This is a genomic window from Serratia sp. FS14, from assembly GCF_000695995.1.
Taxonomy (GTDB): Bacteria; Pseudomonadota; Gammaproteobacteria; order Enterobacterales; family Enterobacteriaceae; genus Serratia; species Serratia nematodiphila.
The window spans coordinates 5,140,609-5,165,546 of sequence record NZ_CP005927.1 but is presented as its reverse complement, the minus strand read 5'-3'; the positions used below and the strand labels follow the sequence as shown (position 1 = coordinate 5,165,546).

At 60.0% G+C, this 24,938-nt stretch carries 29 protein-coding genes; 19 read left to right on the top strand and 10 right to left on the bottom strand.

The features are described 5' to 3' along the window. A complete protein-coding gene (locus L085_RS23705; RefSeq protein ID WP_044031866.1) occupies positions 1–1,680 on the bottom strand; it encodes a thiamine pyrophosphate-binding protein in 1,680 nt (559 codons plus the stop codon). A gap of 671 nt (positions 1,681–2,351) precedes the next feature. Between L085_RS23705 and L085_RS23700 the strand changes: the two genes are divergently transcribed. The 4 genes from L085_RS23700 (at position 2,352) to L085_RS23685 (ending at position 4,507) form a co-directional block, all read left to right on the top strand. Then, positions 2,352–2,831: a universal stress protein gene (locus tag L085_RS23700; protein ID WP_044031865.1), complete on the top strand. Its 480-nt coding sequence runs from the start codon at positions 2,352–2,354 to the stop codon at positions 2,829–2,831. 156 nt (positions 2,832–2,987) lie between these two features. Continuing rightward, positions 2,988–3,578, top strand: a complete 591-nt coding sequence (pagP, locus tag L085_RS23695; RefSeq protein WP_015376788.1) for a lipid IV(A) palmitoyltransferase PagP — start codon at positions 2,988–2,990, stop codon at positions 3,576–3,578. Between the two features lie 126 nt (positions 3,579–3,704). Next, positions 3,705–4,193 (top strand): DUF2501 domain-containing protein, encoded by a 489-nt coding sequence (locus L085_RS23690; protein ID WP_015376789.1) that lies wholly within the window; start codon positions 3,705–3,707, stop codon positions 4,191–4,193. Positions 4,194–4,243: 50 nt separating this feature from the next. Next, complete coding sequence (locus tag L085_RS23685) at positions 4,244–4,507, top strand: DUF333 domain-containing protein (RefSeq protein WP_004940597.1); 264 nt, start codon at positions 4,244–4,246, stop codon at positions 4,505–4,507. A gap of 36 nt (positions 4,508–4,543) precedes the next feature. Here L085_RS23685 and L085_RS23680 read toward each other — a convergent pair whose 3' ends face one another. Continuing rightward, positions 4,544–5,161, bottom strand: a complete 618-nt coding sequence (locus L085_RS23680) for a hypothetical protein (RefSeq protein WP_015376791.1) — start codon at positions 5,159–5,161, stop codon at positions 4,544–4,546. Positions 5,162–5,333: 172 nt separating this feature from the next. Here L085_RS23680 and L085_RS23675 point away from each other — a divergent pair, with 172 nt between their 5' ends. Further along, a complete protein-coding gene (locus L085_RS23675; protein WP_004940586.1) occupies positions 5,334–6,116 on the top strand; it encodes a DeoR/GlpR family DNA-binding transcription regulator in 783 nt (260 codons plus the stop codon). A 2-nt stretch (positions 6,117–6,118) separates the two neighbouring features. Next, complete coding sequence (locus tag L085_RS23670) at positions 6,119–6,502, top strand: VOC family protein (RefSeq protein WP_015376793.1); 384 nt, start codon at positions 6,119–6,121, stop codon at positions 6,500–6,502. Here the strand turns inward: L085_RS23670 and L085_RS23665 are convergent, their stop codons facing one another. Then, on the bottom strand, positions 6,503–7,411 hold the full coding sequence (locus tag L085_RS23665; RefSeq protein WP_015376794.1) for a LysR family transcriptional regulator: 909 nt from the start codon (positions 7,409–7,411) through the stop codon (positions 6,503–6,505). A 125-nt stretch (positions 7,412–7,536) separates the two neighbouring features. On the opposite strand from L085_RS23665, the gene L085_RS23660 reads away from it, so the two are divergent. The 5 genes from L085_RS23660 (at position 7,537) to L085_RS23640 (ending at position 10,513) form a co-directional block, all read left to right on the top strand. Further along, entirely contained in the window at positions 7,537–8,418 is an 882-nt protein-coding gene (locus tag L085_RS23660; protein WP_044031864.1) for a pirin family protein, read from the top strand. A gap of 118 nt (positions 8,419–8,536) precedes the next feature. Further along, positions 8,537–9,163 carry an isochorismate family cysteine hydrolase YcaC gene (gene ycaC / locus L085_RS23655; RefSeq protein WP_004928476.1) on the top strand — a complete coding sequence of 209 codons (627 nt, stop codon included), beginning with the start codon at positions 8,537–8,539 and terminating at the stop codon, positions 9,161–9,163. A 154-nt stretch (positions 9,164–9,317) separates the two neighbouring features. Continuing rightward, positions 9,318–9,647, top strand: a complete 330-nt coding sequence (locus tag L085_RS23650) for a hypothetical protein (protein ID WP_044031863.1) — start codon at positions 9,318–9,320, stop codon at positions 9,645–9,647. A gap of 75 nt (positions 9,648–9,722) precedes the next feature. Further along, on the top strand, positions 9,723–10,175 hold the full coding sequence (locus L085_RS23645; protein WP_044031862.1) for a thiol-disulfide oxidoreductase DCC family protein: 453 nt from the start codon (positions 9,723–9,725) through the stop codon (positions 10,173–10,175). Between the two features lie 86 nt (positions 10,176–10,261). Beyond that, entirely contained in the window at positions 10,262–10,513 is a 252-nt protein-coding gene (locus L085_RS23640; protein WP_044031861.1) for a hypothetical protein, read from the top strand. Here L085_RS23640 and L085_RS23635 read toward each other — a convergent pair. From L085_RS23635 to L085_RS23625, 3 genes are all read right to left on the bottom strand, one after another. Continuing rightward, positions 10,504–11,052, bottom strand: a complete 549-nt coding sequence (locus L085_RS23635; protein ID WP_044031860.1) for a GNAT family N-acetyltransferase — start codon at positions 11,050–11,052, stop codon at positions 10,504–10,506. The two genes, L085_RS23640 and L085_RS23635, sit on opposite strands and share 10 nt — an antisense overlap. 95 nt (positions 11,053–11,147) lie before the next feature. Next, complete coding sequence (locus L085_RS23630; RefSeq protein WP_004928461.1) at positions 11,148–11,888, bottom strand: DUF2076 domain-containing protein; 741 nt, start codon at positions 11,886–11,888, stop codon at positions 11,148–11,150. 107 nt (positions 11,889–11,995) lie between these two features. Then, positions 11,996–12,799 (bottom strand): helix-turn-helix transcriptional regulator, encoded by an 804-nt coding sequence (locus L085_RS23625; RefSeq protein WP_044031859.1) that lies wholly within the window; start codon positions 12,797–12,799, stop codon positions 11,996–11,998. Positions 12,800–12,916: 117 nt separating this feature from the next. Here L085_RS23625 and L085_RS23620 point away from each other — a divergent pair, with 117 nt between their 5' ends. Continuing rightward, complete coding sequence (locus L085_RS23620) at positions 12,917–13,693, top strand: class I SAM-dependent methyltransferase (RefSeq protein WP_044031858.1); 777 nt, start codon at positions 12,917–12,919, stop codon at positions 13,691–13,693. A 57-nt stretch (positions 13,694–13,750) separates the two neighbouring features. On the opposite strand, the gene aqpZ is transcribed toward L085_RS23620, so the two are convergent. Further along, complete coding sequence (aqpZ, locus tag L085_RS23615) at positions 13,751–14,446, bottom strand: aquaporin Z (RefSeq protein WP_004940529.1); 696 nt, start codon at positions 14,444–14,446, stop codon at positions 13,751–13,753. A 426-nt stretch (positions 14,447–14,872) separates the two neighbouring features. Between aqpZ and L085_RS23610 the strand changes: the two genes are divergently transcribed. Next, positions 14,873–16,234: an esterase-like activity of phytase family protein gene (locus L085_RS23610; protein ID WP_044031857.1), complete on the top strand. Its 1,362-nt coding sequence runs from the start codon at positions 14,873–14,875 to the stop codon at positions 16,232–16,234. Between the two features lie 197 nt (positions 16,235–16,431). Here the strand turns inward: L085_RS23610 and L085_RS23605 are convergent, their stop codons facing one another. Next, the gene (locus L085_RS23605) at positions 16,432–17,607 is read right to left on the bottom strand and encodes a low temperature requirement protein A (RefSeq protein WP_033634036.1); all 1,176 of its coding nucleotides are present in this window, start codon (positions 17,605–17,607) and stop codon (positions 16,432–16,434) included. A 309-nt stretch (positions 17,608–17,916) separates the two neighbouring features. On the opposite strand from L085_RS23605, the gene L085_RS23600 reads away from it, so the two are divergent. Further along, positions 17,917–18,201, top strand: coding sequence for a YdgH/BhsA/McbA-like domain containing protein (locus L085_RS23600; RefSeq protein WP_004940519.1), 285 nt, complete (start codon positions 17,917–17,919; stop codon positions 18,199–18,201). A 241-nt stretch (positions 18,202–18,442) separates the two neighbouring features. Then, positions 18,443–19,000, top strand: coding sequence for an rRNA adenine N-6-methyltransferase family protein (locus tag L085_RS23595; RefSeq protein ID WP_033642027.1), 558 nt, complete (start codon positions 18,443–18,445; stop codon positions 18,998–19,000). Here L085_RS23595 and L085_RS23590 read toward each other — a convergent pair whose 3' ends face one another. Continuing rightward, the gene (locus tag L085_RS23590; protein ID WP_044031856.1) at positions 19,001–19,462 is read right to left on the bottom strand and encodes a GNAT family N-acetyltransferase; all 462 of its coding nucleotides are present in this window, start codon (positions 19,460–19,462) and stop codon (positions 19,001–19,003) included. A 219-nt stretch (positions 19,463–19,681) separates the two neighbouring features. Here L085_RS23590 and L085_RS23585 point away from each other — a divergent pair, with 219 nt between their 5' ends. The 4 genes from L085_RS23585 to aroL all read left to right on the top strand — a co-directional run bounded on the left by L085_RS23585 (position 19,682) and on the right by aroL (position 24,119). Then, the gene (locus L085_RS23585) at positions 19,682–20,797 is read left to right on the top strand and encodes an ABC transporter substrate-binding protein (RefSeq protein ID WP_044031855.1); all 1,116 of its coding nucleotides are present in this window, start codon (positions 19,682–19,684) and stop codon (positions 20,795–20,797) included. Further along, positions 20,790–22,913: a TonB-dependent siderophore receptor gene (locus L085_RS23580; RefSeq protein ID WP_044031854.1), complete on the top strand. Its 2,124-nt coding sequence runs from the start codon at positions 20,790–20,792 to the stop codon at positions 22,911–22,913. Before L085_RS23585 ends, L085_RS23580 begins: the two co-directional genes overlap by 8 nt. A 53-nt stretch (positions 22,914–22,966) precedes the next feature. Further along, positions 22,967–23,485 (top strand): GNAT family N-acetyltransferase, encoded by a 519-nt coding sequence (locus L085_RS23575; protein ID WP_004940503.1) that lies wholly within the window; start codon positions 22,967–22,969, stop codon positions 23,483–23,485. A 109-nt stretch (positions 23,486–23,594) separates the two neighbouring features. Continuing rightward, positions 23,595–24,119, top strand: coding sequence for a shikimate kinase AroL (aroL, locus tag L085_RS23570; protein ID WP_004940499.1), 525 nt, complete (start codon positions 23,595–23,597; stop codon positions 24,117–24,119). A 36-nt stretch (positions 24,120–24,155) separates the two neighbouring features. Here the strand turns inward: aroL and L085_RS23565 are convergent, their stop codons facing one another. Then, complete coding sequence (locus L085_RS23565) at positions 24,156–24,899, bottom strand: AraC family transcriptional regulator (RefSeq protein WP_044031853.1); 744 nt, start codon at positions 24,897–24,899, stop codon at positions 24,156–24,158. Between the last annotated feature and the right edge of the window lie 39 nt (positions 24,900–24,938).

The window sequence follows — 24,938 nt, the reverse complement described above, 5'->3', positions numbered from 1 at the left end:
TCAGGCGCTGCGGCGCGGGTTGGTCAGGCCGAAGTTAAAACTGTTGCAGCGGTTGCAGAACTCTTTCATCACCGGCGGCGTGTCCATCATCGGCACTTTCACCTCGATAAACGCCAGCCGATCCTGCCGCGAGGCATGTTCCAGGGCCATTTCCAGCTGTTGTGTGGTTTCCACCGCCACGCTGAACGGCTGCGCCTGGGTATTCAATACCGCCGGAAGTTTGGCGTAGTCCCACGGGCTGATGTCGTTGTAGGACGAGTTTTCGCCGAGGATATAGCGTTCGATAGTGTAACCGTCGTTGTTGATCAGGAAGATGATCGGCTTTTGTTCGCAGCGCAGCAGGGTGGACACTTCCTGCGCGGTAAGCTGGAAGGAGCCGTCGCCGATGAACAGCAGGTGACGGCGCTCAGGGGCCGCCATCAGGGTGCCGAGCAGCGCCGGCAGGGTATAACCGATCGAGCCCCAAATCGGTTGGTTGACCACCTTGACGCCGCCCGGCATGCGCATGCCGCCGATGGCCGCTCCCGAGGTGCCGTTTTCCACCACCACCACGTCATCCGCCCGGATGAAGCGTTGGATGCGCCGCCACAGATAGGCCTGGTCGATAGGCGCGTCGCTCGGCGTCGCCAGCTTGTCACGCGGATCGGCCAGCGGTGATAAAAGCTGCGCCGGCGCGTCTTCGCTCAGATCCAGCAGCGCCTGCAGCAGATCCGCCGTCGCTACCGCCGGGTAGGAGGTGTTGTCCAACGTCATCGAGAACGGCTGAATATCCACCTGAGCGGCGGCGGGAATTTGCTGCGAGAAATAGCCGGTGGTGGAGTCCACCAGACGCACGCCGAAACTCAGCACGCAGTCTGAGTGGGCCATGCGTTCATACAATTCGGGGCGCGACAGGTTGCCGCTGTAGCCGCCCATCCAGCCGGCGGTGTTTTCCGGGATAATGCATTTGGCGGTTGGCATATTGGTCAGCGGTATGGCGAAGCGGTGAGCGACATCGATAACCAACTGCTGCAACTGGTAGCGATCCACCATTTGGTCGACCAATATGATCGGGCGCTGCGCGCGTTTTATTTTGGTTAACAGCGCCATTGCCGCCAATTGCACATTGTATTTATCGCTCGCCGGCAATTGCGGCGCTGCTGCGGCTGCGGTGATTTCAATTTCGACGTCGCAAATATCAGACGGCAGCTGTAAATACACCGGTTTCTTCTCTATCCAGGCGCGAGAAATAACGCGTGGAATTTCCTGCGCGGCATTTTCCGGCGTGATAAGAGCCTGAGCGACGGTGAATTGTTTAAAGCAGTTCATGACGTTGTCGAAATTGCCGTCGCCCAGGGTATGGTGCAATAGCTGATGATTCTTCATCGCGTGCAGCGGCGGCGTGCCGGCGATGCAGACCACCGGCGAAGATTCGGCATAGGCGCCGGCGATGCCGGACAGCGCGGCCAGATCGCCGACGCCGTAGGTGACGATCAGCGCGCCGGCGCCTTTCATCCGTGCGTAGCCGTCGGCGGCGTAGGAGGCGTTCAATTCATTGCAGTTGCCGACAAACGCCAGCCGTTCGTCGCTTTCCAACAGCTCCAGCAGGCTGAGGTTATAGTCGCCGGGCACGCCGTAAATACGATCGACGTTCAGGGCGTGAAGCTGTTGCAGAATGAATGACCCGATAGTTATTTTCATTGATTGCTCCGGATTATTTATCTTTATTTTGTCAGGCGAAAATCAGCAAAAATAAATTGCTGGCGATGTTGTGTCGTTAGCATTAACAGTTATTTAAAGTGTCGGCTTGTTCAAGATAGGGTTGGCAGCCGGAAAATAGGCGGTTTGTATTCGGCGCTTTACGCGATTAAGTAATACATAAAAAGTAGGGGTATTGCGTATTGGCGTGCGGCGGTATTTTTCCTTGATGGAATATCAGCAGAGAAACGGCGCCGCGTTGGCATTTATCATGACGCAGGGGGAGTTACCCGGTACTTTTGATGCCGCGTTAAATCCTGCCAGGCGGCACCCGGCTGTGAGTCTGAGAAAGAAAAACCGACGCTGACGTAAAGGTGCATTTTGGTGATCCGCCGCACGCTTATTTAAAGAAACCTTCCAGCAACCAATTAAAACAAAAATTAACAATGAGGTTTTTTATTCGGTCATGGTTGTCAGTTTTGCTTTACAGATGCCGCAATGCGCGCCGCGTCGGGCCGGCGTTAAAATACGCCGCCACGGGGGCTAAGATATCGTGGTAGCCATCACATTCCGTGGGAAGTGATACGTAAACTTTTCTCTACGTGCGCGCAGATGGCGTATACCTACCAAAGAGGGTGGTGCCCCAGTGGCACTGACTGACGGGGGAAAGAGCGATGAAAAGCTATCGACACATTCTGGTACTGATTCACGATGAGCGCGATGGGCTGCCGTTGCTGCGTAAAACGGTGGCGATGGTGGGTGGGCTGCCGATCGCCATCACCGTCGGCCACCTTAACGCCGACTATGCGGAGCTGGAGTACGGCAGCGATGCGCTGGTCAAAGATCGCCAGGCGCAGGAGGTGATCGCCGCCAAGGCGATGCTGAGCCGGCTGGTGAGCGCCGTCGAGGCGCCGGTTGCAGTCAAGGAAATCGTCACTATCCGGCGCTTTAAGGACGTCAGCGATTTCATTCATCAGGCCGGTATCGATCTGGTGGTGGTCGGGCACCAAAATCGCCTGTTCGGTCTCTATTCCTCTTATTCCCTGGAGTTTGTGAATCGTCTCGATGTCGATGTGTTGGTCAAGCACCTTGCCCGCGAGTCGTGTGCGACAAAGCGGACTTTTCCCACGGCTTTGCCGCCCGAAAGGCGATAGCATACGCAGGCCGGTGCAGCCTGTTAAAAGTTATCGGGAATTTTCTGGTGCTAAACTTAACCAAAGCACAACGGGCGTTGGATAAATTAGATACAGCTTGATCTTGCCTGGGCTATCGGTAAAAATCTGCGGCCGTATTTTTACAGGAGCTTTACGATGTTTCTCAAACGGACTCTTTTGGCATGTTCTCTGGCGTTGATATTTCCTGCACTGCCTTCTTACGCTGAGGTTGGTACAGAAAGTGGCAATACCGCGCAGGCTGAAAAACCGGGTCTATGGCAGCGTTTTACCCATAACGTGGCGGAGACCTGGAACAACTCGCCTAACCACGATCTCTATATCCCGGCCATCACCTGGCACAACCGTTGGACTTATGATGATGAGCATATCGATAAGTACAACGAACGCCCGTGGGGCGCCGGTTACGGCATCTCCCGCTACGACAGCGACGGTGACTGGCACGGCATCTACATCATGGCGTTCAAGGATTCCTTCAACAAATGGGAGCCGATCGGCGGCTACGCCTACGAGAAGATCTGGCGCCCGCTGGATGACAAGGATTTCCGCCTGGGGCTGGGCTTCACCGCCAGCGTCACCGCGCGCGACAACTGGAATTACATCCCTATCCCGGCGCCGCTGCCGCTGGCCTCTATCGGCTATCAGCGGCTGACGTTCCAGGCGACCTACATTCCCGGCACCTATAACAACGGCAACGTGTTCTTCGCCTGGCTGCGCTGGCAGTTCTAAACTTCCTGAATTCCGAAAAACGGCGCGGCGGCGAGATAAAAGAAACTTGTCGCCGCAGGCGGCGTCGGAGAGGTATCCCGGCGCGCTGCGCCGATTGCATGCCGTTATGACAGGAGTTTCACCACTATGATCACCAAACATCGTTTATTGCTGGCTTTGGCGCTGTCCGCGACCCTGGCCAGCGGCGCCACCCAGGCCGCCGGGCTGATGGATTCCCTCAGCAGCGCGGCGGGCGAACTGAGCAAGTCGGGCGGCGACAGCAGCGGCGGCATGTCGCTCTCCTCGTTGACCGGCCTGCTGAACGGCGGCGACAAGGCGTTGAGCTCCAGCAGCATGACCAATGCCGCCGGTATCCTGCAGTACTGCGTGAAAAACAACGTGCTGTCGGCTAACGGTGCCGAAGGGGTGAAAGATCAGCTGCTCAGCAAGCTGGGCATCACCAGCACCGAAAACGCCAAGAGCCAGGATTATCAGCAGGGCCTGGGCGGCTTGCTGCAGACCGGCGAAGGCAAGAGCCTGGATCTGAACAGCCTGGGCACCTCGCAGATCACCGAGAAGGTGAAACAGAAAGCCTGCGATCTGGTGCTGAAACAGGGCAAATCCTTTATTTCATGATCAAAGAACGGCGGAGCGCTCCGCCGTTCGTTTTTGTATAAGCTGGAAAAATGAAAAAAACGTTGATGCTTTCCCTGTTGGCAGGGATGACGATGTTGCAGGGGTGTTCCGTGAAATCCAACGATGCGCCGCCACCGCCGCAGGTGAAACCGATCGGCATGGCGAACCCGGCCGACGTGTACTGCACCCAAATCGGCGGCAAGCTGAACGCCAAAGAGAATGCGGCAGGCCAGTATTCTACCTGTACCTTGCCGAGTGGGCAGGAAATTGAAAGCTGGGAACTGTTCCGCCGCGATCATCCGGTGAAAAAGTAACCCTATGCGGCGCCGGCTCTGCTGCCCGGCGCCCGCTCAGAATTGGCGATCGCCTATCGGCTGCAGCTGCAGGCTGCCGTCCTTCTGCAGCGTCAGCGGCATGCGCCAATCACGCTGTTTATCCAGGTTGAACGGCCGGGAGCGGAACATGCAGCCGGTCTTGATATTCTTGATTTTCATCACGTGTTCCGCGTTCGCATTGATTTTCACCTCGAAGCTGCCGGCGGGCGGAATAAAGACTTCCGCCAGCTGTTGCGGCGCGGCGGGCGTTTCCAGCTTGACCAGTACCGCGAAATCGTTGCCCTGATTATCCAACGTCAGCCGATGCAGGCCGGATGCGGGCAGGCGCGTTGGCTGATGCAGATAACCCGCTGAAGCGGGCCACGGCTGCCCGGCATTGTCATGCAGCGGCCCGCCGCACTGTTCGCGCGCCTCCCGCAGCGGCATTTCGCGCTTGATGGCGCGATTGTAATCGGCGGGGGCGGCGAGACTGAACTCGTCGTCATATTGGTGGGCGCGCAGATAGCGCTTGGCGCCGAGCACCCCAACGGCGACCAGCATGAAGAACAAAAATATCCTCAGGCGATTTTTGAAAATCAGCCCGAACAGCTTCCCGGGGAGTTGAAACAGCCACCTTGCGATCGTCAATAACATCGTTTTCCCTTAGCGTCCAAGCCGTTACGTCTGCGGTAACTTCGCTTGCCTCAGTATAGCCAACATCCCGCAGGCGAAAATCCTGCCCGGCGATTTTTCTTCCGCCCTGTATTGTACGTTTGTGTTTGTTTGTGTACATTTGTGATCACTTTAGCGTCACCGGATTGACATGATGTCCAAACTGTTACCGAATGAGCGTCACCAGGCCATTCTTGACACGCTCCGCCAACAGGGGCGGGTGCTGGCCCTGGAGATGGCGCAGCGGCTGAACACCACCGAAGCGACCATCCGCCGCGATCTGCGCCAGCTGGCGGCGCAAAACCTGTGCAAGCGCATCTATGGCGGCGCGTTGGCGCCGACGCCGGCCGAGGGGCCCGTTGCGGCGCGCATTGCGCTCAGCGGTGACGAGAAGCTGGCGCTGGCGCAGACCGCGCTGGGGGTGATCGGTGAAGAACAGCTGATCTTCCTCGACGCCGGCAGCACCCACCTGTATCTGGCGGATCTGTTGCCGCGCGACCGGCGTTTGACGGTGGTGACCAATGCATTGAGCATCGCCGGCAAAATGCTGGAGCGGCCGGGGATCCGCACCATCCTGATCGGCGGCGAGTTGGATGCGCAGGTCGGCGGCTGCGTGGACGCCAAGGCCGCGGAAGAGATCGACGGTTTCCATTTCGATTTGGTGTTTACCGGCATCTGCGCCTACGACCCGGCCGGCGGCTTCTCCGCGCTGAGCTACCAGGACGCCACCTTTAAAAAGCGGCTGTTGACGCGCGCCGGCAGCGTGGCGGTGCTGTGCACCCGCGACAAGCTCAATACCTACGCCCCTTACCCCTTCCTGCCCGCCGGGCGGGTGGATCATCTGGTGACGGCGCGCGGCGCGCACCCGCAGCTTGAGCTGCAGGTGGCGCAGGGCGGCGGCCAGGTTTGGCACAGCGATTTACCGACCGGAGAATGATGATGAAAATAGCCCATGTTGCCCTGTGGACCCGTGACATCGACGCGCAGCTGGCATTTTGGCAGCGCTATTTCAATGGTGCCGCGGGGGAGGAGTATGTCAGCCGCAACCGGCCGGGGTTCGTTTCCCGCTTCGTCAGCCTGGCGGCCGGGCCGTCGCTGGAGATCATGCGCGTGCCGACGTTGCTGCCGGCGCAGGAGCAGGAGGAGCGGGTCGGTTGGGCGCACATCGCGCTGTCGCTCGGGGATGAGCGGCAGGTCGATCGGTTGGCGCAGCGCGCGCAGCAGGAGGGCATTTTGCTGTCCGCGCCGCGCTGGACCGGCGACGGCTTCTACGAGGCCGTCATTCGCGATCCAGACGGCAACGCGATCGAAATCACCGCCTGATCACTCTTCTTCAATGCTGGCGAATTGCTCGCCCAGATAGTCGAGCAGCAGCCGCACCGCCGGCAGCAGGCCGCGGCGCGACGGGTAAACCGCATGCACCACGCCGCCCTGCGGCTGCCAGCCCGGCAACAGTTGCACCAGCTCGCCGCGCAGCATGTCGTCGCGCATCATCATCGCCGGCAGTTGGACGATGCCGGCGCCGGCGATGGCAGCGGTGCGCAGCATCAGCATGTCGTCGGTGACCAGCCGCGGCGTGTGCTCCCACTCCACCCGTTCACCCTGCGGGCCGCTCAGCCGCCATTGGTGCTGACCGCGCGCGGGGCCGAGATCGAGTGTCGGGTATTTACGCAGGTCTTCCGGCGTGTGCGCCGGCCCGAGGGTGCGCACCAGCGCCGGGCTGGCGGCGACGCACCAGGTGCGCTGCGCCAGGATTTTCAGCACCAGATCGCTGTCCTCCAGCGGCGGCGGCCGCACGCGGATCGCCAGATCCAACCCTTCCCCCACCACGTCCACCCGGCGGTTGGTGGCCTCCAGATGCACCGTCACCTTGGGATAATCGGCCATAAAGGCCGCCACCATGCTGCCGACGCGGGTGTGCAGGATCGCCACCGGGCAGGACATGCGCACCGTGCCGCAGGGCTCGGCGCGCGTCTGCTCGATCGCCTGCTGCGCCGCTTCCGCTTCCACCAGCATTGCCTTGCAGTGCGCGTAATAGGTTTGGCCGACCTCGGTCACCGAGAAACGCCGCGTCGAGCGCTGGATCAGGCGCACGCCCAACCGCTCTTCCAGCAGCGCCACGCGGCGGCTGAGCTTGGATTTGGGAATGCCCAGCGCCCGGCCGGCGGGGGCGAATCCCTGGTGATCGACCACGCTGGCGAAGAAAAACAGATCGTTCAGATCGGTCAGCATCGTATCCCTTATCGTTCTATCAGTAGAACGCTGAGTGTACATCTTGCCTACTACTGCAGCAAACCCCGGCGGATTAAACTTCTGACATCAACTTAAGGCCGTGAGGTCTGAAACGGGAGTTCAAGATGAAAAAAATCCTCGGTATTCACAACAGCCCGGAAGCACACTGGGTCGGTAACGGTTTCCTGGTGAATTCGCTGTTCTCTTATAACGATTTGGGGGCGGAAATGAGCCCGTTCCTGCTGCTGGATCACGCGGCGCCGACCAAATTCCGTTCCGCCTCCGGCACCCGTGGCGTGGGTCAGCACCCGCATCGCGGGTTTGAAACGGTGACCATCGTCTATCAGGGCGAAGTGGAACACCGCGACTCGACCGGCAGCGGCGGGGTGATTGGCCCCGGCGACGTCCAGTGGATGACCGCCGCCTCCGGCATCCTGCACGAAGAGTTCCATTCGCGGGACTTCTCGCGCAACGGCGGCACCATGGAAATGGTGCAGCTGTGGGTCAACCTGCCGGCCAAGGACAAAATGGCCGAGCCGGGTTACCAGACGCTGCTGAATGCCGATATTCCGGTGGTTCCGCTGGCGGACGGCGCAGGGCAGGTGCGGGTGATCGCCGGTGACTTCGGCGGCCATGCCGGCCCGGCGCGCACTTTCAGCCTGCTCAACGTGTGGGATATGAAGCTGAATGCCGGCCATACCACCACGCTGACGGTGAAAGAAGGCCATACGCTGGCGCTGGTGATGCTGCACGGCGCGATCCTGGTTAACGGCGAAGATGTGGTGCGTGAAACCCAGATGGTGCGTTTCGACCGGGCGGGGGATTCGATCACCATCGAAGCCAACAACGACGTCGCGCTGTTGGTGCTGAGCGGCGAACCGATCGATGAGCCTATCGTCGGCTACGGCCCGTTCGTCATGAACAGCGAAGCGGAAATCCAGCAGGCGTTCCGCGATTTCAACAGCGGCAAGTTCGGCAGCATGAACGCCGAAGCGAGCGCCGGTTGAACCTTGGCATCTGGGGCGGGAAGTGTTCTCGGTTCCAGATGCCACACTTAAACCTCAACGCCCCGCCACACCGGCGGGGCATTTCATCCGCAACATCAAACCCCACAGGAGTAAAACCATGACTGCAAATTACAAACGCCTCGACAAAGATCAGGCCGCCGTATTGCTGGTGGATCATCAGGCAGGGCTGCTTTCGCTGGTGCGCGATATCGATCCCGATCGGTTTAAAAACAACGTGCTGGCGCTGGGTGATTTAGCGAAGTATTTCAACCTGCCGACCATTCTGACCACCAGTTTTGAAAACGGCCCCAACGGCCCGCTGGTGCCGGAACTGAAAGCCCAATTCCCCGATGCCCCCTTCATTCCTCGTCCTGGCCAGATCAACGCCTGGGACAACGACGACTTCGTCAAAGCGGTAAAAGCCACCGGCCGCAAGCAGCTGATCATCGCCGGCGTAGTGACCGAAGTGTGCGTGGCATTCCCGGCGCTGTCTGCGCTCAATGAAGGGTTCGAAGTGTTTGTGGTGACCGACGCCTCCGGCACCTTCAATGAGCTGACCCGTCAGTCGGCCTGGAGCCGCATGGAGGCCGCCGGCGCGCAGTTGATGACCTGGTTCGGCGTCGCCTGCGAACTGCACCGCGACTGGCGCAACGATATCGAAGGCCTGGGCACGCTGTTCTCCAACCATATTCCGGACTACCGCAATCTGATGACCAGCTACAACACGCTGACCAACGGTAAGTAACGCGACGGCCCTTTACTCAACCTTTCGCCTTTCATCACGTTAGACGCGGGATGTAAGCAAAGCGCAGCGGGGCGAAAAGGTAGCGAAAAGCGGCTTTCTCATTGGCCGGGGGCGGGGTAGCGTAATCCCGAACCCGGCAAATGAGGCTAATTCAATGAAACAAGCAATCAAGATCCTGGCGCTGCCCTGCATGGGCATGGCGCTATTGTTCAGCGCGAGCGCGATGTCGGCGCCTGAGAAGCCTGCGGCCAACGCGTTGCCGCCTTTGATGGATGCGCCGATGCGCATGCCGCCTTTCCCGGGCGGGCACCCGCCCAAGCCGGGGTTCTGCCACGGCGGTGAGCTGTTCTGCGCCACCTCGGCCAGCGACAATCCGGTGGAAACCATCAACAAACTGACGGCGGTGATCCCGGCCGGCACCGCCAAACACTATGAAGTGCGCATCGCGGTGGTGGCCGTGCCTGACGCACCGCCTGCACCTTAACGGGCCCTGTCATCCCGCTCTGGCCTGGGCGCGCCAGGCGCGTTAGGCTAAGGAGAGCGTTTTTCGGGAGGCGGGATGACCCCTTTATCACAGCTGCCTTATCTCCAGCCCGGCGATCGCGTGCTGTTGTTCGACGGCGAATGCAATCTGTGTCACGGGCTGGTGAGAGACCTTATTCGCGCCGATCGGCAGCGGCGCATTCTGTTGGCAACGGTGCAATCCGTCGAAGGACAGGCAATCCTGCTGGCGTTGGGGTTGCCGACCGATCGTTTCGATTCCGTGGTCTATGTTGAGCAGGGGCGCTGTTGGCTGCGTTCGGCGGCGTTGTTTCAGGCGCTGCGCCAATTGGCTTGGCCATACCGCGCGCTGGCGCTGGCGCGTTGCCTGCCGCCGCGACTGGCGGACAAGATCTACGATGCGGTCGCCGGCAATCGCTACCGGCTGTTTGGCCGCAACGACGGCAGCGGCCTGCCGGGTGCCGACCAGCCCGGGCGCTATCTGCCTCGGCGGCGGGAGCCGCCGGCCTGAGCTTTACGCTTCTTTACCATCCAACCGCTTGAAATATCAGCACTCCAGCTCCATATAATGGGTCATTCAGCCAACAAGGAGCGCGTATGGGAATCAGTGAAGAAGAGCACATCCGCCGTTTGACCCAAGAGAAAAACGACATGGGCAATACGGCGAAATGGGTGGCGATCGTTTCCGCCGTCTACTTTGCCTTGATGGTGTTTTACGGCCACCCGACCGGCGTGTTGGCGATGTCGGGCGCGGTGTTCATCGTGTCGACCACCACCTGGCTGAAAAAGCGTAAGAAGGTCAAATCTTATCGCATGGCATTGGCCAGAATCAGCGACGATCAGCCCTGATAGTCGCCGCGCTTTAGCGTATACACCAGGCTCGGCGCCGCGCCGGGCACGTCATCCAGCGTATCCACCCGCTGCATGCCGATCTTTTCCAGCACTCGCCACGAAGCCTGATTCTCCGCACGCACAATGGCGGAAATCTCCTCCAGCGCCAATCCGACAAAACCGTATTGCAGCGACGCCCGCGCCATCTCGGTGGCCAATCCCATGCCCCACACGCGGGTGTCGAAGCGATAGCCGAGGTTCACGGTGCGCTGCGCCCCGAGCGGTTTCCGGGACAATCCGCCAAAGCCGATAATCCAATCCGGCCGTTCGCGCAGCGCGATCGCCCAGGAACCGTAACCGTGTTGTTGCCACCCGGAAATCCTTTCTTGCAGCGCCGATGCGGCCTGCGCTTCGCTGGTGAGTGGGCCGGCGGGGTTGAAACGCTGCGTTTGCGGATCGCCGAAGATGGCGTAGAAACGCGCGAGATCCGCCATCACCGGTGGGCGCATCTGCAGGCGTTCGCTGAAGAAAGGGGTGGAAGGATTAAAGCTTGTCATCGTTTCTCTCTGCTGGATAAATGAACAGTATTCACTGTAGACCAGATTGGCGAAACGGGAAATCCCCCTCTGCGGGTGAGAGGGGGCGAAGGGGATTACAGGAAGGAGTCGTCGTCGTCGCTATAATCGTCGTCGGCGTAGTCCGTGTCGTCCTGATAGCTGGCGTTCTGGAAGCCGTTGTCCTGGTTCAGGAAGCTGCCACCATCGCCGTTGTTGAAGGTATCAAGGTTGTTGGAGGCGTCGAAATTGCGCATTGCGCTGTCGTCCAGCGGTGCCGGGGTTTCCTCGATAATATTCACGATTTCCTGTGGTTGCGAATGGCGGAACATGCCGGTCAGCATGTCGGCCAACACCACGCCGCCGGCGACGCCCGCCGCCGTTTGCAAGGCGCCTCCCAGGAAGCCACCGGCGCGCGAAGGCGCCGCCTGCTGCGGTTGGGCATAGGCAGGCTGCTGCTGCGCGTATCCCCCCTGCTGCGCGTTGTTCCAGGCCGCCGTATTTTGCTGCTGCGCCTGATACTGTTCACGCGGGCTTGGCGTGCGGCTGCCGCCGCCGAACAGACCGGCCAGGAAGCCGCCGCTGCTCTGCTGGCCGTTGGCGGTTTGCTGCAGCTGCGCCACCTGGGCCTCCAGCTCTTTGACCCGCTGATCCATCTGCTTGAGCGCCGCTTCCTGAATGATCATCGCCTGCGCCATGTAATAAGGGGCGGAAGGCTGCTCGCGAATATGCTGGTTGATTTGCTGCTCTGCCTGGAGATCCCGTGGGCCCGTCTTGGTCTCGGCTTCTTTCAGGCGGCCAAACAGACCATCGATAAGGCGTTGTTCTTCGGATTGCATAGGAGTACCTCAGGAGATAAATAACGGTGCTGGATGATCATTATCATCGATATTAATCACCCTAGCGCGTTTACATGAACCAATAAATAAATGGCGGGTAAACTTGCCTATGAATTTGTTACCAATTGCGGCAGCGGGATCAGCATCACCAGCTTCAGACCGGCGTGCTCTGCCGGGTGGAAGGTCAGTTGGCGATAGCGCAGTGTGCCTTGCCGAGAATGCTCGAACGCGCGTTCGCCGCCTTCGCGCGCCATGACGTCATGTTGCTTCCACCAGTGATTAAAGTCTGCGCTGTTGTGCGTCATGTTGCGCACGAAGGCGCGCATCTCTTCGGTATTTTGATGATGGCTGGTCTCGGCGCGAAACTCGGCCACCACGCGGCGAGCGCGTTCCTCCCAATCGCTGACCAGCGTTTTCGCTAATGGGTGGAAGAACATGAAGTGCAGCAGGTTGGGGCTGTTGGCCACATCCAGCCAGCCGCTGAACAGCGCCGCCGCCTGCGGGTTCCAAGCGACGACGTTCCAGGTCACGTCCAGCAGGTAGCAGGGCACCGTCATCTGGTGCACGCTTTGCAGCACCGCGTCGTTGGCGGTTTCGCGGTGTGTTTCCTGCTCGGGGTCGGCGATGCGCGCCAGGGTAAACAGGTAATGGCGTTCGGCCGGGCCGAGCCGCAGCGCCTTGGCGATGCGTGCCAGCGTATAGGGGGAAATGGATACCTCGCGGCCCTGTTCGATCCAGGTATACCAGGTGGCGCTGATGCCGCTGATTTGCGCCAGCTCTTCGCGGCGCAGGCCGCTGGTGCGGCGGCGCGAAGAGCTGGGCAGGCCGATCATTTCCGGCGTGATGCGTTCGCGGTGCGCCCGCAGAAACGCGCCGAGGGCCTTTGGCCCGGATAAGGCTTCTGATGACATAGCATGGTACCTATTTATACCAGGATAACTGCTCATATTGTACCCGTATAGTAGCCTGATTATAGTAGCCGAAAGCCTTCAGGCACAGGCGCAAGCCGGATAATAACGGGAGCAAACATGAGCAACAGCAACAGCAACAGCCATAACAATGCGGTAGACCGGCAGTTCGGCGAGCAGGCCAACGCCTACTTAACCAGCGCGGTGCATGCGCAGGGCAAGGATTTGCAACGCCTTGCACAGTTACTGGAACCGCACGCCGGCGCGCGCCTGCTCGATCTGGGCTGCGGCGCCGGGCATGCCAGCTTCACGGCGGCTGCCAGGGTGGCGCAGGTGGTGGCCTACGATCTGTCGGCGCAAATGTTGGCGGTGGTGAAGCAGGCGGCGGCGGAAAAAGGCCTGAATAACATTCAGCAGCAGCAGGGCGTGGCGGAGTCTTTACCGTTTGAAGACGCCAGCTTCGATCTGGTCATCAGCCGCTATTCGGCGCACCACTGGCACGACGTCGGCCAGGCGCTGCGGGAGGTCAGGCGGGTACTCAAACCGGGCGGCAGAGCGATCTTTATGGACGTGGTCTCGCCGGGGCATCCGCTGCTGGATATCTACCTGCAAACCGTGGAAGTGCTGCGCGACACCTCGCACGTGCGCAACTATGCGCCGGGCGAGTGGCTGACGTTGCTGACCGAGGCCGGGCTGATGGTACGCGAAGTGACGGCGGATCGATTGATGCTGGAGTTCGGCAGTTGGGTGGCGCGCATGCGCACGCCGGCGCATTTCGTCACCGCGATCCGCGCGCTGCAGCAAAGCGTGTCGCAGGAGGTGGCGGCGCATTTCGCCATTCAGCCGGACGGCTCCTTTACCAGCGACATCATGATGTTTGAAGTGACGAAGGGCTGAAAGCAACGGGGCAGCTGATGAAGGCTGCCCCGTGAAACGCGATTGACTGCGATACGCTTATTTTTTGTCTTCCAGCAGGCAGCGGTAGATCAGGCCGCCGATAATGCCGCCGACCAGCGGCACCAGCCAGAAGACCCACAGCTGCTGCAGCGCCCAGGTGCCCTGGAAGATCGCTACGCCGGTGCTGCGCGCCGGGTTGACGGAGGTGTTGGTCACCGGGATGCTGATCAGGTGGATCAGCGTCAGCGTCAGGCCAATCGCCAGCGGGGCAAAGCCTGCCGGCGCGCGCTTGTCGGTCACGCCGTGAATAACGATCAGGAAGAAGGCGGTCAGAACCAGCTCAATCACGATCGCGGCTTGCAGAGAATAACCGCCCGGTGAGTGTTCGCCGTAACCGTTGGAGGCGAAGCCGCCTGCGGTGGCGTCGAAACCGGCTTTGCCGCTGGCGATCAAATACAGCACCGCCGCTGCGGCGATACCGCCGATGACCTGAGCGATAACGTAAGGAATAACGTCTTTCGCCGCGAAACGGCCGCCGGCGAATAAGCCGACGGTGACGGCCGGGTTAAAATGCCCGCCGGAAATATGGCCGACGGCATAGGCCATCGTCACCACGGTCAGACCGAAAGCGAGCGCGACGCCGAGGAAACCAATACCCAGCTGTGGGAATGCCGCTGCCAATACTGCGCTACCACAACCACCAAACACCAACCAAAATGTGCCAAAAAATTCAGCAAAAAGTCGCTTTGACATAGATTCCATCCTGCGGAATAGACTAACGGGCGTTAGCACTAAAAACTATAGAACAGCTTTTTGAGTTCATGCAGATATTCTATAGAATTTTCTTAATGCACCTTGAATAACGGCGGTATTAAATCCCTGACATTTTATTTTGTCTATGAGAAAAACACCGTTTTTCCACGTGCCGACGCGCGTTTGCCGATTTTTTTATCTTTGCTATAAGAATTTACCCTAAGCAAAATGGCGGGCTATTTTCGGGCGGTTTTTTCCAGCGGTTTTCTCCATTCAATACGCTCAGGTTAATTGCTAATTTCTATTTGCCAGCCAACCTTATTGCTTGTTTTGCATTTGACGAAGCGCCTGTTGTCATCTAAGTGTCATGCTAAATTAATATCTTCTTCTGCCTGATAACGCTTCATTCAACCTCGGGTAAAAAACATGAGAATAAAATCGCTCTCCCTGCTGTTGGCTTCGCTGTTTCCGGTATTCACCTACGCTGCAGATATTGAGGTGGCGCGTTATGTGGTCGGCTTCCCCGGCGGGGAACGCGTCGCCTATCAGGGGGCGTTCGCCAGGCATTTCCCGCAGGGATTGCCGGTAGGGATCGGCTCCGGATTGATGTTCAACAAGAAGCAGGGCGACGATTTGGTGTTGACGACGCTGACCGATCGCGGCCCGAATGCTGATGCCCCGGCGGTAGGCAAGCAAGAGGCCAAGATTTTCGCCAATCCGCAATTCACGCCTCTGTTGATGGACATTCGTATCGGCGGCGGCAAGGCCGTGGCCGAGAATGCGCGGCCTTTGCATGACGAAAAAGGGCCGATTAGCGGACTGCCGCTGCCGAGCGAGCTGATTGGTTCCACGAACGAAGTGGCGTTGAACGACGCGTTGCAGCCGCTGCCCGGCGATCGCCGTGGGTTGGATACCGAGGGCATTACCAGTGACGGCAACGGCGGTTACTGGCTGTGCGATGAGTACGGCCCGTTTCTGATCCATATCGACGGCAAAGGTAACATCCTCGCCAAATACGGCCCAACGCCGCAGGCCGGCGAACAGGCGGTGGCGGGCGGTTTGCCGAACATCCTGAAGTGGCGTCAGCCCAACCGCGGTTTTGAAGGATTGACCCGGATGCCGGACGGGCGCATTCTGGCGGCGGTGCAGAGCACGTTGGATGTCGATGGCAAAAGCAAAAACAAGGCGCAGTTTACCCGGCTGGTGAGCTTCGATCCGCGCAGTGGCAAAACCGCGATGTATGGCTATCCCATCGATATCGACCGCTATAAAAAAGCCAAGGACGCCAAAATTGGCGATGTCGTGGCGTTGGACAACCAGCGCATCCTGTTGATTGAACAGGGAACCGATAAAGATAAGACGATGATCAACAAGATCTATCTGGTGGATCTCGCGCAGGCCAGCGATCTGAGTACGTTTGACGGCCAGGGTAAAGCGCTGGAGTTCGACGATGCGCAAGAGCTGGCTAAACGCGGCGTGAAGCTGGCGCAGAAACGGGAAGTGGCGGATCTGCGCCAGTTGGGCTGGCGCCAGGAGAAAGCGGAAGGGTTGGCGCTGATCGACGATCGCACGCTGGCGGTGATCAATGACAACGATTTCGGCTTGCAGGCGAAGCTGGTGGATGCGTCGCCAAAGAGCAAAAAAATCGGTGACTATCAGCTGGAGAAAGGAGGGCGGTTGAGCCTCGACGGCGACAAAACCGATGCCCGTATCGAATTGCGCCCTCTGGAGCAGCCGGAGTCGCTGAGTGAGCTCTGGGTGCTCACCTTGTCGCACCCCTTGAAGTGATCGAGAGGGGGCGACAGCGCCCCCGTCAGACCGTTGACAAAGGAGGAAAAAACGTGGTTTTTACTCCTTTGTGGCCATCAGCCGAAAATCAACAAATTGATTTTCCTTGTTTTTTATCCGCTGCTCTCTGCAAACCCGGCAATGGCATGAGGTTTGTCATCAATCTCACTGCGGGGGTGGTGACGCCCCCGTTTGCTTCAGGTCTCCGCGTGCCGCTGCGGCGCTCTGCCGCGCGAGATGCTCTCCCACACCGCCACCACCACCATGATCAGCGTCGTCAGGCCATTGACCATCAGCAGATCGGTTAAATAGGCGGCGGGGGCCAATACCGCCAGCGCCAGCAGCCCAACCAGGTGCGACAGCGGGAAGCGGCGATACACCAACCGTTTATACAGCGCGTTGGCGAACAGGTAAATCGCCGGGCCGAGCAGCAGCACCGCCGCCGTGGCGTGTTGGATGCGGCCGTCGGGATGGGCGATCACCAGCTCGTTGGCCACGGCGCAGACGATGATGGCACCCACCAGCGCGACGTGCACGTAGTGGAAATAAGCGCCCAGCTGGCCGGGGTTTTCCGCCTGGCTGATGGCGTGGCTGCCGGCTTTGCTGCTGGTGTCGAAGTAAACCCACCACATCGCCAGGCTGCCGAGAAAGGCCACCAGCGAAGCGATGAGCACCGGCAGGCTCCAGCTTTCCATCTCGCTCAGGGTGGCGCCGGTGATCAGAATGGTTTCCCCCAGCGCCACGATCACAAACAGTTGGCAGCGCTCCGCCAGATGGTGGCCTTCGATGGTCCATTCGCTGCTGCTGTCCGAGCGCCCCAGCACCGGCAGGCGAAAACCGAACATCGGCGAGACGTATTCGCACAAGACGGCGATCGCCCACAGCGCCAGGCGAGTATGGCCTTCCGCCAGCCCACCGGCGATCCAGAAGACGGCGGAGATGCACAGCCAGCCGAGGATGCGGCGAAAGTTTTGTTTCAACGGGTGGCCAGGCGCCAGCAGGCGTAATACCGTGGCGGAGCGGCCGACCTGAATAGCGACATAAAACAGCGCGAAGATCAGGCCGCGCTCGCCAAACGCCTGCGGCAGCGCGGCGGCGGCGAACAGCCCCAGCAGCATGATCGCGAACAGCAGCAGGCGGATCTGGCGGGTATCCGGATTGAACCAGTTGGTGACCCAGGCGGTGTATTGCCAGGCCAGCCAGACGGCGAACCACAGCAGCAGGGTTTCCAGCGCGCCGGTCAGCGTCAGGTGATGCAACAGATAGTGGGAAAGTTGGGTCACGGCGAAAACGTAGATCAGATCGAACAGCAGCTCGGAAAATGAGACCGACGCGCCCTGACCGTCACGCACGCGCAGCAGGTTTTGCGACATAAGCGTTCTTCCTTAAAAGGGTAAGCCACAAAATCAGCGTAGCTCAGCGCGCTCCGGCGGGTAAAAAATCTTAAATAGACGCGGCGCGCATGCTTTATCTCGCACCGTCTTTAATTGTTCATCAAATAGGGGTAAGGTGAGGTCTATAAAGTCATTCCCGCCTGAAAATACACACTCACTCTCACTTCCTCCTTATTCTCCTCACAATGATTGATGTTCTTTACGTTGCATGACGTCCGTTTTCATTGGCTAGCGGATAATTAACATCACTGACCACGAGCTAATAAACAAGAACACCTGGAGTCAATCATGAAACTTATCCCAAGCATCGCAGCCGTATTGATCGCCGCCGCTTCTTTCTCCACTTTCGCCGCGCCGCTGTCGTCGGTGAAACAGGTCAACAGCGAGCAGGCCGCCAATCTGCAAAGCATCGGCGTCGTGTCGGTTTCCGGCATTAGCGGCTCACCGCATGATGCCATCACCGCCCTTAAAGAAAAAGCCGCGGCGGACGGCGCCAGCCATTATCGCATTATCGGTCTGGACACCCCCGGGGATTCCAGCAACTGGCGCGGCAATGCGGAAATTTATCGCTAAGCATTGGTTTTTTTACGCTCTGGCCGCGGCAACGCGGCCAATAAAATAAACGGTCGCAATAATTATCTGAATAGTCGGTGTATAAACGACTTATTCTCAGGTCATTATTACGGCCGTTTTTCTTTGCGTGCCGTTGATGAGGTTGCATTTTATTACAACTGTGTCTGCCGCTTTCGGAATCATGTTAATGATTACTTAAGAAATTCGGCTCACATTGAGGGCTTAACCCAAGGAGGCCTCAATGTTAAATGCGACTCGGCTGCAACTGATGAATCACTTCGCTTACCTGCAGCAATTTATGGCTTCACCGCGCACCGTCGGTACGCTGGCGCCTTCTTCCCCGTGGCTGTGTCAGGCGATGCTGAATCAGGTTGAATGGACCCGGGCGCTGTCGATCGCGGAACTGGGCGCGGCCGACGGGGTGTTGACCAAACGTATTCTGGGGCGGATGCGCGCCGATGCGGCGCTGGAGGCCTTCGAGATCCAACCCCATTTCGTGCATCGGCTGCGCGGGATTGACGATCGGCGGCTGCAGGTGATGGGCCATTCGGCGACCCGGATGGCCACCGATTACGACGTGGTGTTTTCCTGCCTGCCGCTGCTGTCGATCCCGGTCAGGATCAGCGTGCGCATTCTTCAGCAGGCCCGGCAGCGGCTGCTGGCGCGCAACGGCACGCTGGTGTTGTTCCAATACAGCCACCTGTCGGAAAAATTGCTGTCGCGCTATTTTCACTGGAAGCGCCTGCGGGTAGTGCGCAACTTCCCGCCGGCGCTGGTGTATGTCTGTACGCCGCGTTAGCTACAGCGTTTTCGCCATCACCACCACCTCTTCGTCATGCTGCCGCCGGCGCTCCAGAGGTTGCCAACCCCAGCCGGCGTACAGCGCTTCCGACTTGTCGGTAATGAGATGCAGAACCGAGTGATGGCGTTGCCGCGCCGCCTCGACGATGGCCATTTCAAGACGGTGGGCGATGCCCTTGCGGCGGTGATCGGGATGCACGAAGACGCCGGCCAGCCACGGAGTGAGATCCTGGCGCTGGTGATCGTCGCTGGGCCACAGGCTGGCCATGCCGACCGGACGATCGCCGTCGATCATCATCAGCGTCAGGTGATCGTCGCTTGGCCGGCTGCATTGGGCGAAACGCAGCTGGGTGCGCGCCAGCGAACCGCCGCGCTGTGAACCCCATTGCCCGAAAGCCCAGGCGGCGCACACATCGGCAAACTGCGGGCACTCCGACAGCGGAATGATGCGTTGAGTCATGGAGGTCTCCCGGTTTTTTTGCTATTTCCCCCTCCTATTTAACCGATTTTTCCGCCATTTTTTTAACTTTTTAAAGCCGCTATTTTAGCGGTTTCACGGTGTTTCACCGCATGCCCGGCACCGTTTCCCGGATTTCTTTTGGCAATTGCGGCGTGGGATTGCAAGTGCTAATGAGAGTGATTATCATGCGCACACTATTTCCCCCGTTTCGGCTCAATCATGCGCAATTCCCTCATTTTACTGCTGCTTTCCCTGTGGTTCGGCATGTTCTCCGCCCAGGCGAAGACGGTAACCGACATCACCGGCCGCCAGGTTGCGGTGCCGGACAACCCGCAGCGCATCGTGGTGGGGGAGAGCCGCATGCTGTATACGCTGGCGCTGCTGGAGCCGGGCAACCCGGCGCAGCGCATCGTCGGCTGGCCGGCGGATCTGGCGCGCTTTGATGCGCAAAGCTGGCAGCTGTATACGCAGAAGTTTCCACAGATAGCCCAGATCCCCGTCATTAGCGGCAATAACTTTCGCCAGGTCAACATCGAAAGCCTGCTGCAGCTGAAGCCGGATCTGGTGATCCTGGCGCGCTACGCGCGTGAAGACGGCGACAACGATTTGCTGGTTTCCGCACTGAGCAAGGCCGGCGTGGCGGTGATCTACGTCGATCTGCGCATCGATCTGCTGAACAACACCGTGCCGAGCGTGCGGCTGCTGGGCGAAGTGCTCAATCGCCAGCAACGCGCCGAGCAGTTCATCGCGTTTTATCAGCAGCATATGACGGTGATTCAGCAACGCCTGGCGGGCTATCAGGGGCCGAAGCCCAAGGTGATGCTGCACCTGCATCTGGGGCGGCGCGAGACCTGTTGCACCACCGCCGCGCACGGCAATCTCGGCGATCTGCTGACCTTCGCCGGCGGCGACAACATCGCCAACGCCAGCGTCAAAGGGGTGTATGGCGAACTGAACCCGGAAACCATTCTGAGCGCCAATCCTGACGTGTACCTCGCCACCGGCATGGCCGGCCCGCAGGGCAAACGGCTGTCCGATCTGCGTCTCGGGCCGCAGGTCAGCCCACAGGAGGCCGCCGACAGCTTCCGCCAACTGATCGCCAAACAGCCGATGCTGGCCAGCCTGCAGGCGGTGAAAAACCACCGCGCCTGGAGCGTCTGGCACAACTTTTACCTCAGCCCGTACCATGTCGTGCTGGTCGAGATGTTCGCCAAAGCGTTTTACCCGGATCTGTTCGCCGACATCAACCCGCAGCAGACCTTCCAACAGCTGTATCAGCAGTTTTTGCCGTTACCTTTTTCAGGGACCTATTGGAGTCAGTTAGATAATGAATAACAACAAGCGCGGCTGGTGGTGCGCATTGCCTTTGGCAGCCTGCGCGACATCGCCGGCGTGGGCGGCGGAAAAAGCCGCGCCGCAGGAAGAGAGCCTGGTGGTGGTCGGCCGCAAAGACGCCGACGGCGTGCAGAGCTATCAGCCGTTGACCAGCGTCACCGGCACCCGCAGCGAAACCAACCTGCTGAACGTGCCGCAGGCGATCGACGTGGTGCCGCAACAGGTGATTACCGATCAGGCGGTCAGCAGCCTGGACGAAGCGCTGTACAACGTCAGCGGCATAACCCAGGCCAACACGCTGGGGGGCACCCAGGACGCGGTAATGAAACGCGGCTTCGGCGACAACCGCGACGGCTCCATTCTGCGCGACGGCGTGCGCTCGGTGCAGGCGCGCAACTTTACGCCGACCACCGAGCGGGTGGAGGTGCTCAAGGGGCCGGCCTCGATGCTGTACGGCATGGGCGAGCCGGGCGGGATGATCAACATGATCACCAAAAAGCCCCAGCTGCAGCAGCATACCCACGTGGAAGGCTGGGGCAGCAGTTTCAACGGCGGCGGTGGCCAGCTCGACGTTACCGGGCCGCTCGGCACGTCGGGGTTTGCCTATCGGATGATCGTCGATCACGATGAAACCGATTACTGGCGCAACTTTGGCCGCAATCGCCAGACGGTGATCGCGCCCTCGCTGATGTGGTACGGCGAGAACACCACCGTGCGGTTGGCCTATGAACATATGGAATATCTGGTGCCGTTCGATCGCGGCACCATTATCGATTCGCGCACCGGCAAACCGGTGAATACGCCGCGCGATCGCCGTTTCGACGAGGCTTATAACGCCACCCGCGGCGATCAGGACAGCGTCACCCTGCAGATCGATCAAACGCTCAATGAGCGCTGGAAAAGCTCGCTGACCTACGCCTACAGCCGCAACAGCTACAGCGACAACCAGGCGCGCGCCACGGCGCTGGACCCGGAGAGCGGCGCATTGAGCCGCCAGGCCGACTCGACCGCCAACGCCGTCAGCCACGCCAACGCGGTGCAGCTGACGCTCAATGGCGACGTGGACTGGGGCAGCATCAACCACCAGATGCTGTTCGGCTTCGATTTTGAAGATAACCGCACCTACCGCGGCGACATGATCCGCGGTAAAAAGAACAAAGATTTCAATATCTATCATCCGGTATACGGCCTGATGCCGCCGTCGACGGCGGTCAGCGCCAAAGACAGCGACCAGCGGGAAAACCTCACCAGCTACGGTTGGTTTATGCAGGATTCCATCCAGCTAACCGATAAATGGCTGCTGATGGGCGGGCTGCGCTACGACGCTTTCGACGTCTATGCCGGCAAGGGGCGGCCGTTCCAGACCAATACCGACAGCTCGGACGGCAAGCTGGTGCCGCGCGCCGGAGTGGTCTACAAGCTGACGCCTTACGTGTCGCTGTACAGCAGCTATACCGAGTCGTTCAAGCCGAACTCTTCCATCGCCACCCAGATTGATTCGCTGCCGCCGGAGCAGGGCAAGTCGTGGGAAGTCGGCGGCAAGCTGGCGCTGCCGAACGGTGTTACCGGCACGTTGGCGCTGTTCGACATCACCAAGCGCAACGTGATGGTCAGTGAGCTGGTGGCGGGCGAAACCGTGACGCGCACCGCCGGGCGCGTGCGTTCGCAGGGCGTGGAGCTGGACGTGGCCGGTAATCTCACCGACTCGCTGAGCCTGATCGGTTCCTATGCGTATACCGACGCACGGGTGGTGGACGATCCGGACAACAAGGGCAAAGAGATGACCAACGTGGCGCGCCACACCGCCTCGCTGTTCCTGACCCAAAACCTGGGCAGCCCGGGTCTCTACAGCGGCGATGAGGTGCGCATTGGCGCCGGCGCGCGCTACGTAGGGCGCCGCCCGGGTGACGCTGCCAACAGTTTCTACCTGGATAACTACACCGTTGCCGATGCGTTCGCCGCTTACACCATGCCGATCAACGGCTATCGGGTGAAATGGCAACTGAACGTGAAGAACCTGTTCGATAAAACCTACTACCCGTCCAGCGGCGGCAATTTGCGCGTGGCGGTGGGGGAACCGCGTGAGGTGGTGCTGCGCGGCAGTGTCGATTTCTAAGCCACGGGCGGTGAAATTTGCTTAAATAACCGCCTCAACGTTAAGGAGAACCCATGAGCCTGCAGATTCGTTTGGCGCAGCAGCGGGATATCGCACATCTGATGGCGGTTGAACGCTCGGCGGCGCAGTTGTTTCGCCAACAGCCGGAATGGCGCTTTATTGCCGAAGGCGAGGTGATGGCCCCGCAGCAGCATGCCGCGTTTATCGCCGAGCGCCGTGAATGGCTTGCGGAAAGCGACAACGGCGAGTGCGCCGGTTTCATCGCCGTGCTGGCTCAGGGGGAAGATTGGCACATCGCCGAATTGTCGGTCGCCGGCACCTGGCAGCGGCAGGGCGTCGGCCGCCGCCTGATCGGCGCGGTGGCAGAAGAAGCCAAACGGCAGGGGGCCGGCCGCCTGACGCTCACCACCTTCATTGAGGTGCCGTGGAATGCGCCTTACTACCGGCGGCTGGGATTCCGGCCGCTTGAGGGCGCGCAGCTCACGGCCGCCTTGCGGCGGCATCTGGATGAGGATCTGGCGCACGGCTTTGCCGTCGGCAGTCGCTGTGCCATGGAATTTACACTATCGTAAATATTGAAATACAGAGCGGGCAGGGTATGATGCTGCCACCACGCCATCGCACCCGCTCGGCATTTTGGTATGCAAAGCACTCAAGTCACCGCATAAGGGACAACCCGTAATGACACAAACCCTGTTCATGATAGGCGCTCGCGGAGCCGGCAAGACCACGGTAGGCCGCGCATTGGCGCTGGCGTTGGGCTATCAATTCGTCGATACCGATCTGTTTATGCAGCAGGCGGCGCAGATGAGCGTGGCGGAAATGGTCGAGCGCGAGGGTTGGCTGGGGTTCCGCCGCCGTGAGACCGTCGCGTTGCAAACCGTGACTAAGCCGTCAACTATAGTTGCCACCGGCGGCGGCGCGATCCTGGCGGAAGAGAATCGTCAGTTTATGCGCCAGCATGGCACCGTTATCTACCTGCGCGCGCCGGCCAGCGTGTTGGCGCAGCGGTTGGAAGAGTACCCGGAAGATGCGCAGCGCCCGACGCTCACCGGCAGGCCGATCGCCGAAGAGATGCGCGAGGTGCTGGCCGCGCGGGAAGCGCTGTATCAGGATGCCGCACATTACGTGATGGACGGCGCCGCCGATCCGCAGCGGGTGGTGGAACAAATCCTCGCGGTGCTGCCGCGTGAGACGGTGAAATAACCTTTTCTTCTCTTCGGGCGCTGTGCGCCCGTTTTTCTATTCCGTTTGCCGAGCGGCCGCAAAGTAGGCCCCGGGCGTGACGCCGAAGCGGCGACGAAAGGCGGCGATGTAGGCGCTGACGTTATCATAGCCGCAGGCGTCGGCCACCTCGCCAACCGCTTTGCCGCGTGATAACCCCTCCAGTGAACGCAATACCCGCGCCTGCTGGCGCCACAGCGCGAAGCTGATGCCGGTTTCCTGCAGAAAACGGCGGCTCAGGGTGCGCGGGCTGAGCCCGGCCCAGATGGCCCAGTCGCGCTGGCTGCGCGGGCTGGCGGGATCGTTCAGCAGCGCCCGGGCGATGTTCAGCAACCGGGCGTCCTGCGGCAGCGGCAATTGCAACGGCGCGCGGCTTGCCGCGTGCATTTCGTCCAGCAGCACCTGCAGCAGCCGCCGTTGCGGCGCACTCAGCGGGCCGGCGGGGAACTGCGCGATGCGCTTCACCAGGGCCTGCAACAACGCAGAGGCTGTGAACAGCTGCGGCAGCGGCGGCATCTCCGGCATGCTTTCCATCGGCAGATACAGGCTCCAGCCCGCTACGTCGCCACAGGCCAGCGCCTGATGGGCGCATCCCGGCGGCAGCCAGCCCAGCGTGCCGCCGGTGATCGCCCATTGCCGGCCCGGGAGTTCCATTGCCAGCATGCCGCGCGTCAAGAGATAGATCTGGCCGCCTTCGTGCCGGTGCCAGGGCGTCAGGTGCTTTTTTTCATGCTGAAGGCGTTGGCTGCGGATCTGCGTCATGTTGGCCGTTTAACGTTATTGAAAGTCTTGATGTGGTTA

Excerpts from the sequence above, each read along its gene's own strand:
- L085_RS23575 (WP_004940503.1), top strand. The coding sequence starts at position 22,967 with ATGAGCCTGCAGATTCGTTTGGCGCAGCAGCGGGATATCGCACATCTG.
- L085_RS23620 (WP_044031858.1), top strand. The coding sequence starts at position 12,917 with ATGAGCAACAGCAACAGCAACAGCCATAACAATGCGGTAGACCGGCAG.
- L085_RS23600 (WP_004940519.1), top strand. The coding sequence starts at position 17,917 with ATGAAACTTATCCCAAGCATCGCAGCCGTATTGATCGCCGCCGCTTCT.
- aqpZ (WP_004940529.1), bottom strand. The coding sequence starts at position 14,446 with ATGTCAAAGCGACTTTTTGCTGAATTTTTTGGCACATTTTGGTTGGTG.
- L085_RS23645 (WP_044031862.1), top strand. The coding sequence starts at position 9,723 with ATGACCCCTTTATCACAGCTGCCTTATCTCCAGCCCGGCGATCGCGTG.
- L085_RS23580 (WP_044031854.1), top strand. The coding sequence starts at position 20,790 with ATGAATAACAACAAGCGCGGCTGGTGGTGCGCATTGCCTTTGGCAGCC.
- L085_RS23640 (WP_044031861.1), top strand. The coding sequence starts at position 10,262 with ATGGGAATCAGTGAAGAAGAGCACATCCGCCGTTTGACCCAAGAGAAA.
- pagP (WP_015376788.1), top strand. The coding sequence starts at position 2,988 with ATGTTTCTCAAACGGACTCTTTTGGCATGTTCTCTGGCGTTGATATTT.
- L085_RS23660 (WP_044031864.1), top strand. The coding sequence starts at position 7,537 with ATGAAAAAAATCCTCGGTATTCACAACAGCCCGGAAGCACACTGGGTC.
- L085_RS23685 (WP_004940597.1), top strand. The coding sequence starts at position 4,244 with ATGAAAAAAACGTTGATGCTTTCCCTGTTGGCAGGGATGACGATGTTG.
- L085_RS23700 (WP_044031865.1), top strand. The coding sequence starts at position 2,352 with ATGAAAAGCTATCGACACATTCTGGTACTGATTCACGATGAGCGCGAT.
- L085_RS23680 (WP_015376791.1), bottom strand. The coding sequence starts at position 5,161 with ATGTTATTGACGATCGCAAGGTGGCTGTTTCAACTCCCCGGGAAGCTG.
- L085_RS23635 (WP_044031860.1), bottom strand. The coding sequence starts at position 11,052 with ATGACAAGCTTTAATCCTTCCACCCCTTTCTTCAGCGAACGCCTGCAG.
- L085_RS23650 (WP_044031863.1), top strand. The coding sequence starts at position 9,318 with ATGAAACAAGCAATCAAGATCCTGGCGCTGCCCTGCATGGGCATGGCG.
- aroL (WP_004940499.1), top strand. The coding sequence starts at position 23,595 with ATGACACAAACCCTGTTCATGATAGGCGCTCGCGGAGCCGGCAAGACC.
- L085_RS23565 (WP_044031853.1), bottom strand. The coding sequence starts at position 24,899 with ATGACGCAGATCCGCAGCCAACGCCTTCAGCATGAAAAAAAGCACCTG.
- L085_RS23665 (WP_015376794.1), bottom strand. The coding sequence starts at position 7,411 with ATGCTGACCGATCTGAACGATCTGTTTTTCTTCGCCAGCGTGGTCGAT.
- L085_RS23670 (WP_015376793.1), top strand. The coding sequence starts at position 6,119 with ATGAAAATAGCCCATGTTGCCCTGTGGACCCGTGACATCGACGCGCAG.
- L085_RS23585 (WP_044031855.1), top strand. The coding sequence starts at position 19,682 with ATGCGCAATTCCCTCATTTTACTGCTGCTTTCCCTGTGGTTCGGCATG.
- L085_RS23610 (WP_044031857.1), top strand. The coding sequence starts at position 14,873 with ATGAGAATAAAATCGCTCTCCCTGCTGTTGGCTTCGCTGTTTCCGGTA.
- L085_RS23595 (WP_033642027.1), top strand. The coding sequence starts at position 18,443 with ATGTTAAATGCGACTCGGCTGCAACTGATGAATCACTTCGCTTACCTG.
- L085_RS23590 (WP_044031856.1), bottom strand. The coding sequence starts at position 19,462 with ATGACTCAACGCATCATTCCGCTGTCGGAGTGCCCGCAGTTTGCCGAT.
- L085_RS23630 (WP_004928461.1), bottom strand. The coding sequence starts at position 11,888 with ATGCAATCCGAAGAACAACGCCTTATCGATGGTCTGTTTGGCCGCCTG.
- ycaC (WP_004928476.1), top strand. The coding sequence starts at position 8,537 with ATGACTGCAAATTACAAACGCCTCGACAAAGATCAGGCCGCCGTATTG.
- L085_RS23605 (WP_033634036.1), bottom strand. The coding sequence starts at position 17,607 with ATGTCGCAAAACCTGCTGCGCGTGCGTGACGGTCAGGGCGCGTCGGTC.
- L085_RS23675 (WP_004940586.1), top strand. The coding sequence starts at position 5,334 with ATGTCCAAACTGTTACCGAATGAGCGTCACCAGGCCATTCTTGACACG.
- L085_RS23705 (WP_044031866.1), bottom strand. The coding sequence starts at position 1,680 with ATGAAAATAACTATCGGGTCATTCATTCTGCAACAGCTTCACGCCCTG.
- L085_RS23690 (WP_015376789.1), top strand. The coding sequence starts at position 3,705 with ATGATCACCAAACATCGTTTATTGCTGGCTTTGGCGCTGTCCGCGACC.
- L085_RS23625 (WP_044031859.1), bottom strand. The coding sequence starts at position 12,799 with ATGTCATCAGAAGCCTTATCCGGGCCAAAGGCCCTCGGCGCGTTTCTG.